This window comes from Leptolyngbya sp. AN10 (assembly GCF_050565645.1).
Taxonomy (GTDB): domain Bacteria; phylum Cyanobacteriota; class Cyanobacteriia; order Leptolyngbyales; family Leptolyngbyaceae; genus Leptolyngbya.
The window spans coordinates 154,369-172,062 of sequence record NZ_JBNXVP010000006.1; the positions used below are offsets into that span (position 1 = coordinate 154,369).

Here is a 17,694-nt window from a genome sequence, read left to right on the forward strand (position 1 = left end):
AGTACATCCGTCTTTTATGATGAGCAAAGCACTAAACACGATCGGCTTTGTCACACTTTTTAATAATTCAAGTGTAGGAACCCGAAACGTTTTAATCTAAGAATGAACTGGTTGACCCTGGGCAATCGTTTAACGTGCGAAGGCTGATGGCGTGTCATGCGATGTCGGCTCTTTAAGAAATAACGTGCCAGGTGACGCTCTGGTCAGATTTAACACAGTAACGATCCGTAAACTGGGAGCTTTAGAATCAATGAGTGTTAAGGCAAGTGGGGGAAGCTCAGTTGCACGCCCGCAACTATACCAAACCGTACCAGTTGCTACGATTTCACAAGCAGAACAACAAGACCGCTTTTTGGGTCGGGGTGAGCTTGATGAACTTGTGCAGTATTTTAAGTCCGGGCAGAAACGCCTCGAAATTGCTGAAATTCTGACCCGTAACTCGGAATTAATCGTTTCTCGATCGGCGAACCGTATCTTCACGGGTGGTTCTCCAATGGCGTTTTTGGAAAAACCCGCTGAAGAACCTGTGAAAACGATCGCAGGCACGACGCTGAATACCGAAGAAGGGATGAAACTGGGCACGGTCACTTATGCGGAAGGCTCTGGTGGCGGATTGTTCGGTGGCATTCGGAACTTCTTTTTGACCCCCAGTGCAGGAGCAATCCCGCCGGGTTTTCGTCCGATTAACGTAGCGCGTTATGGTCCGAGCAACATGGCGAAGTCGTTACGCGACTTAAGCTGGTTCTTGCGCTACACGACTTATGCGATCGTTGCAGGCGATCCAAATATTATCTCGGTCAATACTCGCGGTTTGCGCGAAATCATTGAGCGGGCTTGTTCGACGGATGCCACGATCGTGGCTCTGCAAGAAATGAAGGTTGCCGCTGGAAATTACTTCCGGGGTGATGCGGATGCGAAAACGATCGTTGATCAGTATTTCGACGTGTTGATCACCGAATTCAAAGCGCCGACTCCTTCAGATAAAGTACGTCAGCGTCCTTCAGGCGATCTTCAAGGTCTACAACTGCCGCAAATCTACTTTAATGCAGCAGAACGCCGTCCTAAGTTCGCAATGAAGCCCGGTCTGTCGAGCAGCGAAAAGAACGATGTGGTGAAAGCGGCTTACCGTCAGGTATTTGAACGCGACATCACCCGCGCTTATTCGCTGGGTATCTCCGACCTCGAATCGAAAGTGAAAAACGGCGATATTTCGATGAAGGAATTCATCCGCCGTTTGGCAAAATCGCCGCTGTATCGAAAGAACTTTTTTGAACCGTATATTAATAGCCGCGCTTTAGAATTGGCATTCCGTCATATTCTCGGTCGGGGTCCGTCTTCACGTGAAGAAGTTCAGAAATATTTCTCGATCGTATCCAATGGCGGTTTGAATGCGCTGGTTGATGCACTGGTCGATTCTAAAGAATATGCGGACTACTTCGGAGAAGAAACCGTTCCGTATCTGCGTGGTTTAGGTCAAGAAGCACAAGAATGCCGTAACTGGGGTCCACAACAAGACCTGTTCAACTACAGTGCGCCATTCCGCAAGGTTCCGCAATTTATCACAACCTTTGCTGCTTACGATCAACCGTTACCCGATCAGCACGTTTACGGTTCTGGAAACGATCCGCTGGAAATTCAATTCGGTGCAATCTTCCCGAAAGAAACCAAGAATCCAAGCGCTCGTCCGGCTCCATTCGGCAAAGATACTCGTCGGATTCTGATCAATCGCGGTCCGGGCATCAACAACCAATTGAGCAATCCAGAAGCTCGTGGTGTTGCTCCTGGAAGTTTGGGTCCGAAAGTCTTCAAGTACGATCAAAGCCCAAGCTTTACGGGTTCGTTTGGCAAGAAATCTTCTGGAACTCAAGGCATCAGCACCAAGTTCTCGGAAAGTTCGACCCAAGCAGTGATTAAAGCGGCTTATCTGCAAGTCTTTGGTCGCGATGTGTACGAAGGGCAACGCCTCAAAGTCGATGAAATCAAGCTCGAAAACGGTGAAATCACAGTTAAAGAGTTCGTTCGTCGCTTGGCAAAATCGCCTCTTTTCCGCAGTCTGTACTGGGAAAAACTGTATGTGACAAAAGCGATCGAATATATTCATCGTCGCTTACTCGGTCGTCCTACCTACGGTCGCCAAGAAATCAACAAATACTTCGATCTCTGCTCGAAGAAAGGCGTATTCGCGGTGATTGATGCAATCCTCGACACCGAAGAGTACAACAAGACCTTCGGCGAAGATACCGTTCCCTACGAGCGCTATCTCACTCCGGGTGGTGTCTCCCTCAGAACGGTTCGTGTCGGTTCAATCCAAGACAAAGGCACGAAAGTTACGAAGGAAGAAACGCCTCGCTTCGTGGAATTGGGAACCGCTTCGGGAATGCGGACTCAACCGGATATCGACTTCCGCATCAATCAAGGGGTGAGCAAGAAGCGCGAACAAACCAAAGTGTTCAAGCTGACTCAAACCACCGACAAAGCGAACCTCAAGACTGTGATCGGAGCCGCTTATCGTCAAGTGTTCGAGCGTGACATTGCTCCTTATGTGGCGCAGAACGAATTCTCGGCACTCGAAAGTAAGCTCGGCAACAATGAAATCAATCTGAAAGAGTTCATTATCGGCTTGGGTAGCTCTGGCTTGTACATCAAGGAGTTCTACACCCCGTACCCGAACACGAAAGTGATCGAACTGGGAACGAAGCACTTCTTGGGACGTGCTCCCCTGGATCAAGCCGAAATTCGCAAGTACAACAAGATCCTTGCAACCCAAGGCTTGAAAGCATTCGTTACCGAGATGGTGAACAGTGCAGAGTACGCGGAAGCATTCGGTGAAGACGTGGTTCCATACAACCGCTTCTTAACCCTGCCTGCGGCAAACTTCCCGAACTCGCAGACCTTGTACAACAAGCTGACGAAGCAGAACAAAAAGCTTGAAGTTCCAAGCTTCTCGTCTGCGAAATCGCGGATGGATGTGGCTCAGATGCCGTTAACGGCTGCGGCAATTCAGGACAACGCGGTTCAAGAGCGCAAAGCAGACGGCAGCAAACCTCGGTTTATTCAACTTGGTCGATCGTTTACCAATGGTGACGGTCAATCAGTAGAAGTCGGAGTCGGAACCAGCCGCCGGAAGCCTGCTCGGATTTATCGGATGAATCCGGGGATGTCCCAGAACGAAACTGAACTGGTGATCAACGCCATTTACGTGCAAGTGATGGATGTGTTCAGCGGACAAGTACCGAGCCAATTTAAGCGATCGGATCTCGAAAGTAAGCTACGGAATAGCGAAATCTCGGTGCGGGAATTCGTCAAGACCTTGGCAAGCTCCGATATCTATGTTCGTCGCTTCTATGCACCCTACCCGAACACTAAAGTGATCGAATTCTTGTTCCGTCACTTGTTGGGTCGTGCGCCTGCAACCCAAGCTGAAATTCGCGAATATAACAAGATTCTGGCGGATGGAGGCTTGAAAGCTGCGGTGGATGCGATGGTGAACAGTGCAGAATACTCGCGCTACTTTGGCGAAGATGTGGTTCCGTACAAGCGTTATCCGTCGCTCCCTGCTGGAAACTACCTTGGTAGTGTGAAAGCGGATGCGGACTTGGTGAAACAATCTTGGTCGGATCTGTCGCCTTCGTATGTGACGGGTCGCCTTAGCTAGATTGGTTTGAATGAATTTGCCCTCGATCGACAATTGTTCGATCGAGGGCTTCTTTTATAATTGAGAAATCTACGTCGAGTTGCAGTTATGTCGATTCCAGAGATTCAAGCCAACGTTAAATATGTCACGAATGCAGCAGGCGAAAAAACTGACGTGCTAGTTCCAGTCGAACTTTGGGAAGAACTCATCAAGTTTCTGCAATTAGAGGAAAGTGGATTGGATGCGATCAATGAACACGAACCAAAAACACAGATCTTAGCAGACTTACAAGAAGCCATTCGCCAAGGAAGAGCAGGAGAAACTTTTCTGATTTCAGAACTGTGGCATGAGTAGAAGAAATATTAGCGTTATGTGTTGCAGTTGTTGGGGAATTTTGAAGAAGACGTGAAGGAAACGAACTTCCATGACCCAGCAAAATCTGATTGAGCTTGCAAAAAAAGGCAATACAGAAGCAATCGCAAATTTGATAAATCGTCAGCTTTTGCCTAAAGGTATTATTGCAAAAGTCAATCAAAAAGCTGGCTGTTTGTACATCTTATTGGAATCACCCAAACCTCTTGACAAAGTAGAACTCTCAGAATTCGTCCATAGAGGTGTTATAGGATTAAATCTCAAAACAATTACGTCAATCAAAATTTGTGGAAGGCAGAAAGATAGCAGTCTAGCTCCCTGGATTCAGGAATTTGATTTGACCTCCAACGTATTAAACGTCCCTAGTAAGACTCCAGAACCTGCAAAAAATGTCTCATATCAGCAACCGGTTAGTGAGACCCGGAAGACATCTCCACAAAAGGTGGACTCGAAGACTAATGGCAAAAATAGAAAAATGACTGTAGCTATTCTTACGAGTTTTCTACTTGTGGTTATGGGCGCTGGAGCATTCTTCTATTTTAAGCAAGCTGAAAAATTAGCAGCTAAAAACTCAGATGTCGGAAAACCTGTAATACAAAGTGATCCTTATGAAAACGCCCTTCAGAATTCGGAGCTTGCCATTTATATCGCTGCGATTTCGCGAACAGAAGAAGATTTGGACATAGCAATCTCATACTTTCAAAAGGCAGTTGAGTTAATGCGTCAACTACCTAATTCGGATCAAAGACACAGTTCTGCCCAAAGCGAAATTGCAAAATATGAAAAGGCAATTTCAGATACTCAAAAGAAGAAATTAGCGGTAAATGCTGCAAAAGCTCAGAGAGAAAAAGTAGAAGAGACTATCGATAAGCTTAGAACAGAAATTGAAGATGCTAAACACGAGCAAGAGCTGATCGACATCGAATCTGGTTCGTCTATGTCTGAGATTATGGCAAGTCGAAAAAAAACTGCATCTCGGCGTAAGGAACTTGATGCTAGGGAGAAGCTTTTATATCAGGGTAGAAGCAGAAAAGATCAAATTCTCAAGACAGTGAAAGATGAGGATCTAGCCAGACTTGATTATGACATTGCGAGACAGAAAAAGATTCTTGCAGGTCAGCCGAGTATCAGTGTTCTAAGTTCTCCGCCTGAGCTTCGTCAGGATGTTGAGACTATACTGAAATCTTTTCTTGCTCTTAACTCACGCATGAAAACTGGAGTGGATTACAGAGACTATGCTGACCAAGTTCAAGAGTTAAAAGTTCTACTCGATGGACTCTCTTCCAAAGCGCAATCTGCTCGATTTCCTACACTGATGAAGCTAGAAGCTGCGTTCTCTCGGTACGAGTACGCTTTGAAAGAGTGGAGCGAGTGCATTAGCCAGGATGATATGTTGTGTTTTGATAAAGATCATTCTTTCTTTTGGGCATCAGCTAATTCCTGGCTCGAATCTGTGCAGAAAGATCTAACAACGAGTAAGATTTGAGCATTGGATTCTCCAGAATTTGAACGCAAGAGTCCACAGGAAGCATCAGCCTGACCACTTAGGAATTCTGTTTTTCAAAAGTGTGCTGTATGAATCTATTGGGCATTTAGTCCGGATTGCGAAAGCTAAAGCACTTGCAAAACTCAAAGGCGCTTCATGAGCAAGATTAGACCTGCTTCATAAGCGATCGCTAAATTAATCTGGAAACATTGCCGCTCTCATCGTATTCAAAAGAACTAATCGCTTTTGATGGTTCGTTCCTTATGCCGGATCGCTCAATTCTCGCTTCGCTTCTCGGTTTGTTGATTACAACATCGCTTCCGATTGTTCCCGCTCAAGCACAGGTAAATTTAAGTTGCTCACAACGGATCTCAGAAGATTTTGTACGACGACTTCCTTATCCGAATCAGCCATTACCTGCGATCGTTGCCACCAATTCGGTGTCCCGTAGCTTTGCTGAATTAAATGAAATTGCTCAGTCTCCAGTTTCGAGCAATCTGATCGTACAAAATTATCTCGATCGCTGGTTGATTGGTAGACCGTTTGCTGTTCGTCCTGATACACCGACATCACCACAGTTGGATCTATTGCTCAAGGAGCTTTCACAGCCGAGTGAGAAAATACAACTGCTTGGTATTTTAGATAGGCTTGCGGCTCGGATTGAACAGCTTTCGGATGAGCAAATCAAATATCGATTGATGGCAGGATTAGCTCGATACTATCAACGATTGGGAGCAAGCGATCGAGCAACTACAGTTCTAACTCGTGGAATTCAAGCTAGTTTGAAGCAATCGAATGCTCGATCGAGAACTTCTCAACTCGGTGGATTGTTAGTGACTGCTTCAGAGCTAAAACAAACCCCGAAAATTGCAGGATTGTTAGGTCAAGCTGAAAGTGCGATCGTTGCAACAATGCAATCCGGTCAAACCGTCCCTCTCTTATTTCAAGTCACAGTTCCGCTTACATTAGCTCAATCTTATTTAGAAGCGAATCAACCTGCAAAAACACTACAGATTGTCGATCGAGTGACGAAATTTGCTCCAGCAACTCAGCTAAATCCTGACATTGCTCGATTGTATTTGCAGCTAAAGCGCGAAGACAAAGCAAGACCTTATCTCAATAAAATTCTGAAAGATCGACCCTATGTAGAAGATTCGAGATATCTTGCTTTAGCGGCTGTCTCTAATGATCCTAAAATTTTAGCGATCGCTTGGGAAGCGATTAAAACCCCAAGTTTCGATTTTGATCCTTCTCTTGCACTTCAAGCTTATTTTCAAGCTGGAGGAAACCCTGATCGCATTGCTCAACTGCTACGATCGAGTCCTGCTGATGTGAGAGCGCTTCATCTGCTAATAGTTGCAGGAGAGTATCGCAAGCGGAACCAAACACAGAAAGCAAGCCAAGCGATCGAGCAATTCATTCAAGCCGTTCGACAAGCGCAGAACTATAACGACGGAGCTTATCTTGCTGGCTTAGCTCTTCGGTACGGGTATCTTCCAGAAGCGAATACTGCTTTACGACGATCAGCAAGTCTCAATTTGATTTCACCTCGATCTTATGTGATTCCAATCGCACAAGAACTCAAGGCTCTGGATGCGATCGAATCGGCAATCCAGCGTTTTCCTAACACTGAACCAGAAGAGCGATTGTATGTGCTTCAACAATTCGCGATCGCTTACGCATCTCAAAACGCGAATAAAGCAATTTCCCTCGCTCAACAACTTCCCCTGCAAAATATCGATAGCAGTCGTTCTCCCCGAATTGAAGCTTTGGCACAGATTGGAGTTCAAGATCGATCAGCACTCGAATTAGCAACGAAACTTGCAGAAAGTTTAACGAATCCGAAATTGAAAGCAATTACTTATGGTGCGATCGCACGAGGTTACATCAAAATTGGACAAGAACAATCAGCAGAAAGCGCTCGTCAAACTGCGGTAAAAGCGGCGAAAGCACTTCCAATCAATCCGAACACAGGGTTTACTCCAAACTATGCGCTATCGTTCTTATCTCAGCAGTTTCTTAATGATGATCAAGTCGAACCTGCTTGGAAAACGCTGCAAGAAATTCCGAAAGAAGCTTTTAAGGAGACAAACTTTAACAACTTGATTATTAAAGCCTTGCAGGTTGGACAGTTGAACATCGCACAACAAGCAGCAGAATTAATCTACACGAATCAAAAATCGGATGAATATCTATCCATTTCACCCAGACTTGCTCAAGCTTACATCAGTCGGGGTCGAACTTCAGAAGCGATCGCAGTTCTCGATCGAGCAGCCGCACTTCTCAATGGGAGAGGAGCGCAATCGGCTGGAACCTATATCGAAGTGATTCAGTTATTAGCTCAAGTCGCTCGGATTGAAACTGCACGGCAATTACTGGCGAAATATCCTGAACCCGGTGCATCAGGAAAGCTCCGAAGACAAGAGCTTCAGAGCTATATCGATTGTTATGCTCAACGGGGATCAAGATTGCGGTGACGGTTGGGGAGTCGGTTGCTGACGCTCGAATAAGCTTCTTGGAGCCGCCTGACGGAATGCACCGCAATAGTGCATGGTTAAAACCGCTTTGTATGCCCAGTCCCTTGGAGAAACATCTACAAAGGGATTGGGCAAGGTTTCAGCCCGATTTTGGGTGCAGGCTTGATAAATTTCCTCGGTCGTGGGTTGAGGGGGTGTTTGAGCAGATTTGGAGGGAGCCGCAAAACTAACAGTCGGTAGCGTCGCTAGAAGAACACTAGCAGCGAGAATTGATTTCAACATAGAAAAAGTGCGATCGCAGAACTGTTTCTAGGATAGATCATTGAATCTGGATCATGCCTCAACTTCTAAAAGCTCGGTTGGATAGGCAACACAGGAGAGCACATAGCCTGCTTGTTGATCGGAGATCGATAACGCACTCGGAGCCGTTTGATAGCGAACTTTCCCTTTGCGAACTTTTACTTTACACATTCCACAAGCACCTGCCCGACACGCATGACGAATCTGAACGCCTTCTTGTTCTGCTGCTTCTAAGATTGGAGTGGTACTATCCGTTAAGGCTTGTCGATCGGACTTGGTGAAGTAAAGAACGAGTGCTTCCTCTATTCGTGGAGACGGCACTAATGTTTTACCATTTTGACTAGCAGGTTGAACTCGTGGTGCTGAACTACCAAAGCTTTCTTCTTGATAGTGTTGCATCGGAAATTCCATGCTGTCTAACAGAGTCCGAATACCTTGCATGAAGGGTTCAGAACCGCAGACATACGCCGATCGCTCTAGCAAATCTGGAACAACCCAAGATAACATCGATTGAGTAATTCGCCCGGTTAATCCCATCCAATACTGATGAGAGCGAGTGACTGTAATTGCTAAGTGTAAGTTCGACATTTGGGCTGCGATCGATTCTAGTTCTCGACGGAAGATAACGTCTTCTGGAGTCGTCGCACTGTGAAGAAAAACAATGTCGCAATCGCTCAAAGTATCTTGTAGCCAGCGTAGCATCGACATCATTGGCGTAATTCCACTACCCGCAGAGATTAACAGTAGCTTTGATGGAACATTGGGGACACAGGTAAATTGTCCCATCGCGCCACCGGGTAGCTTGATGCGATCGCCAATCTTGAGATGATCATGTAACCAGTTAGACACTACCCCGGTCGGGACGCGCTTGACTGTGATACTGAGATGATAAGGGCGCGTTGGTGAAGAGGAAATCGAATAGGGACGAATCACTGTTCGATCGTCGATTTCAAGTTCAACATTCACGAATTGACCTGGAAGATAGCAGAATTGGACGGCAGGTTCGGCAACAAAGCAGAATGTTTTCACGTCTGGAGCTTCATCAATGATGCGACAACAACGACAGAGCAGATCCTCATTTTGCCAGGATTGTATGGGAAGGGGAGGCTCGATCGAGGATTTAGACAGCGGTGATAAAGCTTCAATGTGCAAAAAAGTTCCTCCAAGCTGAAGTAAATCACCGAGTTGAAGTTGTCGCGGTTCTTCTGGAGGAACGACTTCGCCATTTAACACTGATCCCGATGCACTTCCCACATCAATGAAATAGTAAGAACTATCAAGATAGATAATTCGTCCATGCACTCGGCTAATTTCTGGACTTGCCAGCACTAAATCGCAAGTTGTATGTCGCCCAATTACCCATTCGGTTTGTTCTGGGTGGGATTGGTCAAGCTGATGAATTTGAAACTCTCGTTGCTCAAAATTAACTGATTTTAGCGTCAACATAGGAAGTTACCTCGGAGCCATGAACTCAAGGATTGAATCGTTTAGGGGGTCTCGCGATCATTCTTGCGACAGTGGTGGCGGTATGAAGTTCTGAGTCAGGTGCGGCTGCAACAGAGAGGAGTTCTGGAGAGTGGAGCGCGATCGCTTCGATCGTTGAGAAATGCTCACTATCCGTAATCTGAAGTTCCTGGCGCAGTTGACGGCAAAATTCAAAGCTTCCAGAAGCGCTCACCGCTTGCTGTCGAAGGAGATCCAGCACGACATCACTGTAGGTTTGGAGTCGAACTTGTTGCGAAACGCCTTGTAGGACTTTGACTAGCATGTAGATTTCGTCCGGCGTTAAATCGTCGATCGAGCGTCCTTCGAGTAGTTTTTGATCGATCGGTAATTTCTGAAGCTGTTTTCGCAGACTCATTGCCATATTTTCGCGCTCATATTGCGATCGAGTCCGGCGCAAGGTGCGATAGAGCCAAAGAGAACCGACTAGAACAATCAGCGCATTGAAGGCTAACAATGGATAAGTCGGTAAGCGATTGAGTGAGGGACGCGCACCATACGAAAAGAATGTCCAAAAGGATGCGATCGTAAATATGGTAAATGCGAAATGTTGTGCCTGCTCTTTGGAAACTCTAGATCTTGGCACTCTACGACAGAGTTTTTCCAGGATTAATCCTAGAGTAAATGTTATGCCAGTCAGAACAACAAAGGTGATGAAGACGGCAACTGCTTTCGGAATTGGAATGGCATGACGGTAAATATAAAACCCTGTGTCTAACACTCTTGCAACTTGATCTGCTTCGTGTGTCCATGCACCTGTAAAGTAATAATCCCAGTTACCCGCATACAAAAAATAATACAAGTAGAATGCAATCACCATTCCCAAATAGCCATACTGTACAAGTCTTCGACCGGGCTTAGTCAACTCTGTCCAGTAGCTTTTTTCCGCATCAATATCAATACAGGCTGCTTTGCAACCAACACAAGCACTTTGCTCTTGATGCGTTTCTGAATTGACCGTGCGGCACATCGATTGAGTCGCCGTTGTGGTCGGTTTGAGATAGTTCTGGCTACCAAACAGCGATCGAGGTCCGGTATAAACCATTTGCACTGGAGCCATTGGACAGAAATATTGACACCAGCTTTTACCTGCATAGAGATAGCCGATTAAGATTGCACACGCGATCGTAATCAAAAGAAAGACACCAAGCGATGTGCGATCGGAGTTTACATACAAAATTCGCAGCCACAAACCAAACACAAATAAGCTGAACTGAACATAGAGATGATTGCGACCGAGCCAAGACTGTTCGCTGATTGTCACCACTTCGCGGCGCACTTCTCCGGTATTACGATCGACAACTTTGCGCCGTCGCTGAATTTTCAGGGCGCGTGGGATCTGTGATAAGAACGACAATGGACAAATTCGCCGCCAGAATTCATGCCCAAACACCAGCAAAATAAAGATGCCACTCGGAACAATCATTGCCCACCAAACCAAAGCACTCATCGAAAACGAAGCTTGGGGTAAGCAAATTTCTCGTAGCTTGATGCACTGATGCAGATTCACACGGAAGGGACTCGCTAAGTTACGCGGATCTGTGAATGCAGGAGTCATCGGATCATAAAAAAGCGATGCAATCAACAAAAGCCATCCAAGCGTTAATAGCCAGCGAACCCGGTGCATCGTCTGTTCAGGGACTTGGTGCAGCATAAATTCTTCCTCTTGTGCGGAGCGATGTGAAGTTACTGAATTTCGCGATCGTGAATTTGCCAAAAGCGTAAGGGTTGATTCACATTCCAACTGATCAAATAGTCATGATTTGGACTGAAAGCAATATTTCTGGGATTGTCTAGCTTGCCTGTTTCTTGCATCACAAGCTTTCCCTCTTTTGGAATCCAAGCTCGAATGCTTCCGTCACTGTGAACAGTCATAATATTGCGCTTGCATTTCGAGACCATAATGGAGTTTGCAGAGGCTTCAGGCAAGACTTGAGCAATCGTTTCTCGTTTGAGATCCCACATTAACCCTCGGTCTTTTCCAAAGCTAACCAATGTATGATCATTTACAATTTCTAGCCCAACAATCTCGTCGGTATGCCCAGAGAATGTTCGTTCAATCTGCCCATTACGGAGATTCCAAACTTGAAGTTGACGATCGCGACTTGCTGTAATCAGTCTGTCAGAAGTTGGTGGATAAGCAATCGCGGTGATAGCCGAAGTAGGAGTCTTGAGTGTTCTAAGCAATGCACCTGTCTGTAAATCCCACTGGCGCATTGTATTGTCTTTACTACTACTGGTCAATATTTTGAGATCCGGACTAATTGCGATCGCAAGTACAGATTTTTGATGTCCTTTAAATTGTTGAACTAATCGACCTCGATTGATATCCCAAAGCTGAAGTGTACCATCTCCGCGACCGCTGACTAAAAATTTACTGTCTGAACTAACGGCTAACGTGGTAATCGGTGTTTTGCCACTTGCTAAGGTTGCTAACGGTTTACCCTCTGGCAGCGACCACAATCGAAGTAAATGATCAGTTCCTACGCTAACCATGACTCGTTTGTGTGGAGTAATCAGTAACCGCTCAATTCTCGGTTTGACTGAAAGTTCTCGCAACATCGTTAAATGATTGTCTGATGTCGGGAGAAATTGTTGTTCAAGCTGCTCGATTGTCGGTTTAAACGATTGATCGTAGCTTTGCTGTAATCTGGGGAACTGCATGACCAAAGTTCCCGCAAACAGCATCGTACTGATTGGAAAAATCGTTCGCTGTAGGCGCGACCAATTCGGAGAATGCGATCGCTCCCTTGTTTGCAACTGCTCCAGATCAGCGAGGACTTCGGAGACGTGTTGGTAGCGATCGCTGGCGCGACTTCGCACCATTCGATCGAGAATCAGAACTAGATTGGGTGGAATCGACGCAAGCTTGAAATAGTGTTTCCAGTCCAGTTCTCCAGTAATCAAGTCTTGATTGAACTGGCGGGGATCAGTGCGGCTAAGCAGATGAATCACTAAAATCCCTAGAGCATAGAGATCACTATTCACCTGTGGCATTCCTAGACATTGCTCATCTGGAATATAGCCCGGAGTTCCAATCAGCAAAGCAGGATTCGCAGATGAATTCTTCGTTGCTTCAGAACAAGCTGCGCCAAAATCAATCAGGACAATCTTGCTATCTTGACGACGACAAATCAGATTGCTTGGCGTGACATCACAGTGAATAACGTGATGCGAGTGAACATAGTCCAATATAGACAGCACGTTTGTAAGAAGCTCGATCGCTCTCTTGGCAGTAACCGATTGATTCGACCACGTACTAAGCGTCTCACCCTCGATGTATTCTTGCACCAGATAGGTCGAATCTTGCTCCTGAGCATACGCGAACAGCGTTGGAATCTGAGGATAATTTTGTCCAAGCTGTCCAAGTAGCTGCGCTTCTGTTTCAAACAAGTGGCGGGCTGTCTCTAGCGAAATTTTGCTGTCTGAGGGTAGTCTCAGCCGCTTCACCACACACAAAGGATGCTGTGGAAGATATTTATCACGAGCCAAATAAGTCTCGCTAAATCCTCCTGCGCCTAGTTTTTCCAGGATGAGATAGCGCCCGGTTAAGAGTTGCCCAATCATAGTCGTTAAGCCTCAATGCACAATGCTGAGCAGCACAGTTTGTGAATTAAAAAATTAATTAATAATCTTTGCGCCCTAACGAATTCGATTCGCTGGACATTCAGGTGAGGTTGCTGTATCCAGCAGCAATTCTTTCAGCTCGGTTCGGTTAGTACGATCGAAACTTGGGTAGAGGCAGCGAGTGGAATGATGCTCTGCGCTGATGAAGGCGAACTCACAAGGATGGATTAGATGCTTGGCAAGAATTATAGCAACTCGCGCTGTTTTTAACTACCCACTTTGCAGAGAATAGCTTAAAAAAATCATTAAGTGTTAATTGGAACCAAAATATTAGAAAGAAGGTTCTAATTATGTCTAAGAAAAAAAAGCAAGTGAATCAAGCCGTTTTATACTTGTGACGATTCGCAAAGTGGCATAAGGCTAGTCTATGATTGTGCCATAATCCATGAGTCTAAACTCAGAAATCAGGGCGATCACACTAGAACTGCGTATCATAAGGGTATCAGTAGTAGGAATTAACAATCCAGCTAATGTACTGAAAAGCTAGGCAATTTGCATGAATGTGGGTGTAGCTGCCAGAAAGTTCAACAATTAAGGCGAACGAACGACTTTGAGTGACTGCAAATTCATCGAGTTAACCACAGAAGTAAGCTCTACTAGCTTATGGAAAACTCACAGCACTGCAAAACCGTAATACTGGCATAACAATGATTTCACCATTTTGGAAGACTCCCGAACTTCAGTCTTATAAATTGACAGAGTTCTTAGAACGATCGCTCAAACCGATCTGCGTGTACAACGATCGCGGACACCAGGTTTACACCAGTCGCAGCTTCTTAACATTGTTAAAAACGCGCGCGAAACAAGTTAATTTCTTTGATTGTTTCCCGTCTGTAATGCGATCGAGGTTAGCGGATTTTTGGCAAAGAGCTTCACAGGGAGAAATTGTTCAATTTACCTCACAATTTAACGACGTAGATGAGGCAGTGGAATGTTCCCTAGAATTTGATGAGAATTCCAAATTAATGTTTTTCACAGTGATGAAAACAGATATTCGTAATCTTACTGAAGCTTACGAGAAAGCAATCTTACAATCGGCTCATGCGAATTTGGCGACAGCTTTAATTCACTTTAACGGAAATGTAATTCAGTGTAATGAGAACTTACACGCTTGGTTGGGCACGAATGATCAAGACCTAATTAATCTTGATCAATTTGTCCATCCTGAAGATTGTTTGCTCGATCAGCAACTCAAACAAAATTTGCTCGATCGAGTAATGAGTTCTTATACGATCGAGAAAAGATTTATCACGAAAAACAACGGAATTGTTTGGCTCAATTTAAATATTTCGGCAATCGAATTACCAGCCGATGGGCATCAATATTTTGCTGTAATTCTTGAAGATATTACTGAAAACAAAAAGATTTACAGCACACTTGTAAGAACTGAAGAAAAGTGGAAAACTCTGTTTCTAAACAGTCCTTATCTATTTATTCAAGCCAGCAACAGTGGGCAAATTATTTATATTAGTCCGGCAGTTGAATCGATTTTGGGATATCAGCCTGAAGAATTGCTCGGTCGGCAGATTAGAGAATTAATTCATCCGAGTAATTTAAATGAAGTTGATCTCGTACTGCAATTGTGGAGCCACGATGTGCCAACTAGCCCCACTGGAGTCGAATGGTGGTGGAGATCGAAAGTGAATCGGTGGGTAGCTCTAGCAATTCAAGGTCAGCGATTTCCTTCGTCTTTAGCGATCGATGGAGTCATGCTGAGCGGACATAATATCACCGATCGTAAAGCGTTGGAGATCGAACTGAGAGATCACGAAGAAAAGTTTCGATCGCTGATTGTTAACAGTATGGGTGCCGTATTTCGATGTGATTCTAGTTATATGATGCACTCTATTAGTGATCGGATTCAGTCGATTACAGGTTATCCGCCCTCAGTTTTTATTCATAATCAAATTCGTTCCTATCTCAGTATCGTTCATCCAGATGATATTCCGATTCTTAAAAATTCATTGATGCAGGTGATCTTCGATCGACATCCTCATTCAATTGAATACCGAATTATTGATGCAAATGGCGAAATTCGATGGGTTGCTGAACGGAAGCAGGGAATTTTTAATCAAAATGGCAGTCTTCTTTGTTTGGATGGATTGCTGGTAGAACTAAGCGATCGTGAACCGATCAAAGCAGAATTAACCGATTGAATTCATTTGTACTTTTGAACTCCGGTCAGGGATGATTAGCACCCTGACTTTTTTATGTGCGATTTGAGACTTCAGGCGTTGTGAATTCTCATCGTCTCTTCATAAATCATGCCTCTTGTTTTTCCAATCTTTCATCGAATGCGATTTTGTCTTAGAAAGCTTTAGTATAAAATGAACCTATCGCGAACGAATTCGTTTGTAATGTAAGCGATTGAACTGTATCGACTGCTTACAGCTTGAAAGTTCCCTGACGTTTTGCCCCAGCTATTTGCCCCCAACTATTTGCCACAACTATGAGTCGTGAAGTTCCCGAAGCGGACATTGAAGAGCGGCTGATGAAAGCAACGATAAAACCAGAAGTTGATGCGGCGATCGAGGAACTTCTTCAACCTGAGCTTAATTCAGGAGATTCGACCTCTGAAAGCGACCATCAAACGGTTCTACTCAACCGTGCGGCACAGCTCTCATCTAAAGCAAAAGTCGCTTTAATTCGCAACCTGATTAGCCAGCTTGAACCGGATAGCATTCAATCGATCGTTGAGTTTGGACTCAAGGAAATTGGCAGTCGGCATCGATCGGAAAATACCCCGATCGAACATCATACTCGTCTCCTCCTCAAGAAAGATTACACTTATCAATCGCGTGGGTTAAACGAGCCGACGCAATATTTTGTGTATTTGAGACGACGCAAACCAAAGCTCGATCGATACATTGGCGCATTGTTCCATGTGCCTCAAGGGTGCACTCTGTCTTACTTTCTCGATACAGAAGAGCGTTTAATTTTCAACCCGCCACATAATGTTTTTGAACTCCGAGATAGTAAGAATGCTGATTTGTTGCGAGTCGTGCGCTTGATTTGCCTGGAGCCACCCGCAGCGGACTATACCTTCGACAAACAGCAGAATGATATTCCAAACATTCAACTGCATTTGGAGTATCTCAACCCGCAAACTTATCAGCCAATTTCTAAACAGAGCTATCCGTTTCCGAAGTGTATGTATGAAGGCGGTGAGCTAGACCGATATCGCTGGGAAGTGAGCGCGATCGAGCTTTTCCCAGAGCAGTCTGTTTCGCCTCGGAGCGCGTTACCCACTTCGGTGGCTGAACCATTACCCACAGTTGAGACTTCAACAAAATTCGATTTGCAATCCGTATCCTTACCAGATGAAGCAGTTCCAGCGGAACCCCAACGTCGAGTGTTAGAAGTGCAACCGAAGCTTATTACCTTTCATCTCAGCCATTCAAGCGATGCGGATGGAATTCTCAAACGAATGCGACTGTGGGTTGCTTGGAGTGAGAAAGCAATGCCACAGTCGAGATGGGAATTAATTCAAGATTCAGATAGTTTTACGTTGATGAATGCCCGATTTAAGCGGCGCATTTTGCGATTTTCGCCCGATTCAGGCTCGATCGTGCTTGAAAACTCGCTGCCTGTCTTGATGAAGTGGTTCCATGATTTGAGTTTGGCAGTCTCTCAGTCGCAAAATCGAAGACAATACAGTGCAACACAATTAAAGTTGGCACATACCTTATTTATTGAAATGAGTCTGCCTCAGAGCGATCCAGCGATCGTACTCAAGAAACTGTTCGGCGTTGACTTTACCAAAATTGCACCGAACGAAGTCCAATAAAGAAATGAAGTGCACCCCAATTTCTAACGCAGCAGAAAGCTCGGATCTCTAAGAGGGTGTTTGAGAAGTAATCGTTTATCACATTCACCCGCCCGGAAATGAATCTCCGGGCTAATCGGGGGAAGCCCACTAAGGAGATTTCTACGAAAGAGCTTACCACTTGAAAGACCGCCCTTCGGCTTCGCTCAGGGCGCGATCTCTAGCTGACTGAGCGAAGCCGAAGACAGCGGGTAATTTGTTTTCGATAAATCTCCTAAACTGGGCTAAGAACTCCGTATTGCTCTCTTAGCCCGCTTCAGCGGGGTTTCCTCCATTAGCCCGGAGATTCATTTCCGGGCGGACTGTCAACGCAGCAAAGCCGCTTTTTATACTTCTGAAACACCCTCTCATACCAAATCAATCTTTGATTGAAACAGATGATGCCCAAGCGAATGGAATTCGCGGCTACACAAACGAAGTCCGCGCTCGGCGGACTATAGCTGTACTTATTTCAGTTAGAACACTTCGA

The 17,694-nt window shown here is 45.2% G+C and carries 11 protein-coding genes; 7 read left to right on the plus strand and 4 right to left on the minus strand.

Features of this window, described 5'->3' with window-relative positions; translation table 11 throughout:
• Positions 1-250 precede the first annotated feature (250 nt).
• The 4 genes from ACQ4M5_RS10835 to ACQ4M5_RS10850 all read left to right on the plus strand — a co-directional run bounded on the left by ACQ4M5_RS10835 (position 251) and on the right by ACQ4M5_RS10850 (position 7,969).
• A complete protein-coding gene (locus ACQ4M5_RS10835) occupies positions 251-3,655 on the plus strand; it encodes a phycobilisome rod-core linker polypeptide (RefSeq protein ID WP_430675622.1) in 3,405 nt (1,134 codons plus the stop codon).
• Positions 3,656-3,742: 87 nt separating this feature from the next.
• Positions 3,743-3,988 carry a hypothetical protein gene (locus ACQ4M5_RS10840; protein WP_430675623.1) on the plus strand — a complete coding sequence of 82 codons (246 nt, stop codon included), beginning with the start codon at positions 3,743-3,745 and terminating at the stop codon, positions 3,986-3,988.
• Between the two features lie 70 nt (positions 3,989-4,058).
• Positions 4,059-5,492 carry a hypothetical protein gene (locus ACQ4M5_RS10845; protein WP_430675624.1) on the plus strand — a complete coding sequence of 478 codons (1,434 nt, stop codon included), beginning with the start codon at positions 4,059-4,061 and terminating at the stop codon, positions 5,490-5,492.
• Between the two features lie 263 nt (positions 5,493-5,755).
• A complete protein-coding gene (locus ACQ4M5_RS10850) occupies positions 5,756-7,969 on the plus strand; it encodes a tetratricopeptide repeat protein (protein WP_430675625.1) in 2,214 nt (737 codons plus the stop codon).
• On the opposite strand, the gene ACQ4M5_RS10855 is transcribed toward ACQ4M5_RS10850, so the two are convergent.
• From ACQ4M5_RS10855 to ACQ4M5_RS10865, 3 genes are read right to left on the minus strand one after another with little or no spacing between them, the layout of a single operon-like run.
• Positions 7,955-8,251: a hypothetical protein gene (locus tag ACQ4M5_RS10855; protein ID WP_430675626.1), complete on the minus strand. Its 297-nt coding sequence runs from the start codon at positions 8,249-8,251 to the stop codon at positions 7,955-7,957. The two genes, ACQ4M5_RS10850 and ACQ4M5_RS10855, sit on opposite strands and share 15 nt — an antisense overlap.
• A 51-nt stretch (positions 8,252-8,302) precedes the next feature.
• A complete protein-coding gene (locus tag ACQ4M5_RS10860; RefSeq protein ID WP_430675627.1) occupies positions 8,303-9,715 on the minus strand; it encodes an FHA domain-containing protein in 1,413 nt (470 codons plus the stop codon).
• Positions 9,716-9,740: 25 nt separating this feature from the next.
• A complete protein-coding gene (locus ACQ4M5_RS10865; protein ID WP_430675628.1) occupies positions 9,741-11,426 on the minus strand; it encodes a hypothetical protein in 1,686 nt (561 codons plus the stop codon).
• On the opposite strand from ACQ4M5_RS10865, the gene ACQ4M5_RS10870 reads away from it, so the two are divergent.
• Positions 11,353-11,520, plus strand: coding sequence for a hypothetical protein (locus tag ACQ4M5_RS10870; RefSeq protein WP_430675777.1), 168 nt, complete (start codon positions 11,353-11,355; stop codon positions 11,518-11,520). The two genes, ACQ4M5_RS10865 and ACQ4M5_RS10870, sit on opposite strands and share 74 nt — an antisense overlap.
• Here the strand turns inward: ACQ4M5_RS10870 and ACQ4M5_RS10875 are convergent.
• A complete protein-coding gene (locus ACQ4M5_RS10875; protein WP_430675629.1) occupies positions 11,459-13,339 on the minus strand; it encodes a protein kinase domain-containing protein in 1,881 nt (626 codons plus the stop codon). The genes ACQ4M5_RS10870 and ACQ4M5_RS10875 overlap by 62 nt on opposite strands.
• A 707-nt stretch (positions 13,340-14,046) precedes the next feature.
• Between ACQ4M5_RS10875 and ACQ4M5_RS10880 the strand changes: the two genes are divergently transcribed.
• Positions 14,047-15,555: a PAS domain-containing protein gene (locus tag ACQ4M5_RS10880; RefSeq protein WP_430675630.1), complete on the plus strand. Its 1,509-nt coding sequence runs from the start codon at positions 14,047-14,049 to the stop codon at positions 15,553-15,555.
• Positions 15,556-15,848: 293 nt separating this feature from the next.
• Positions 15,849-17,186: a hypothetical protein gene (locus ACQ4M5_RS10885; RefSeq protein WP_430675631.1), complete on the plus strand. Its 1,338-nt coding sequence runs from the start codon at positions 15,849-15,851 to the stop codon at positions 17,184-17,186.
• The last annotated feature ends 508 nt before the right edge of the window (positions 17,187-17,694 follow it).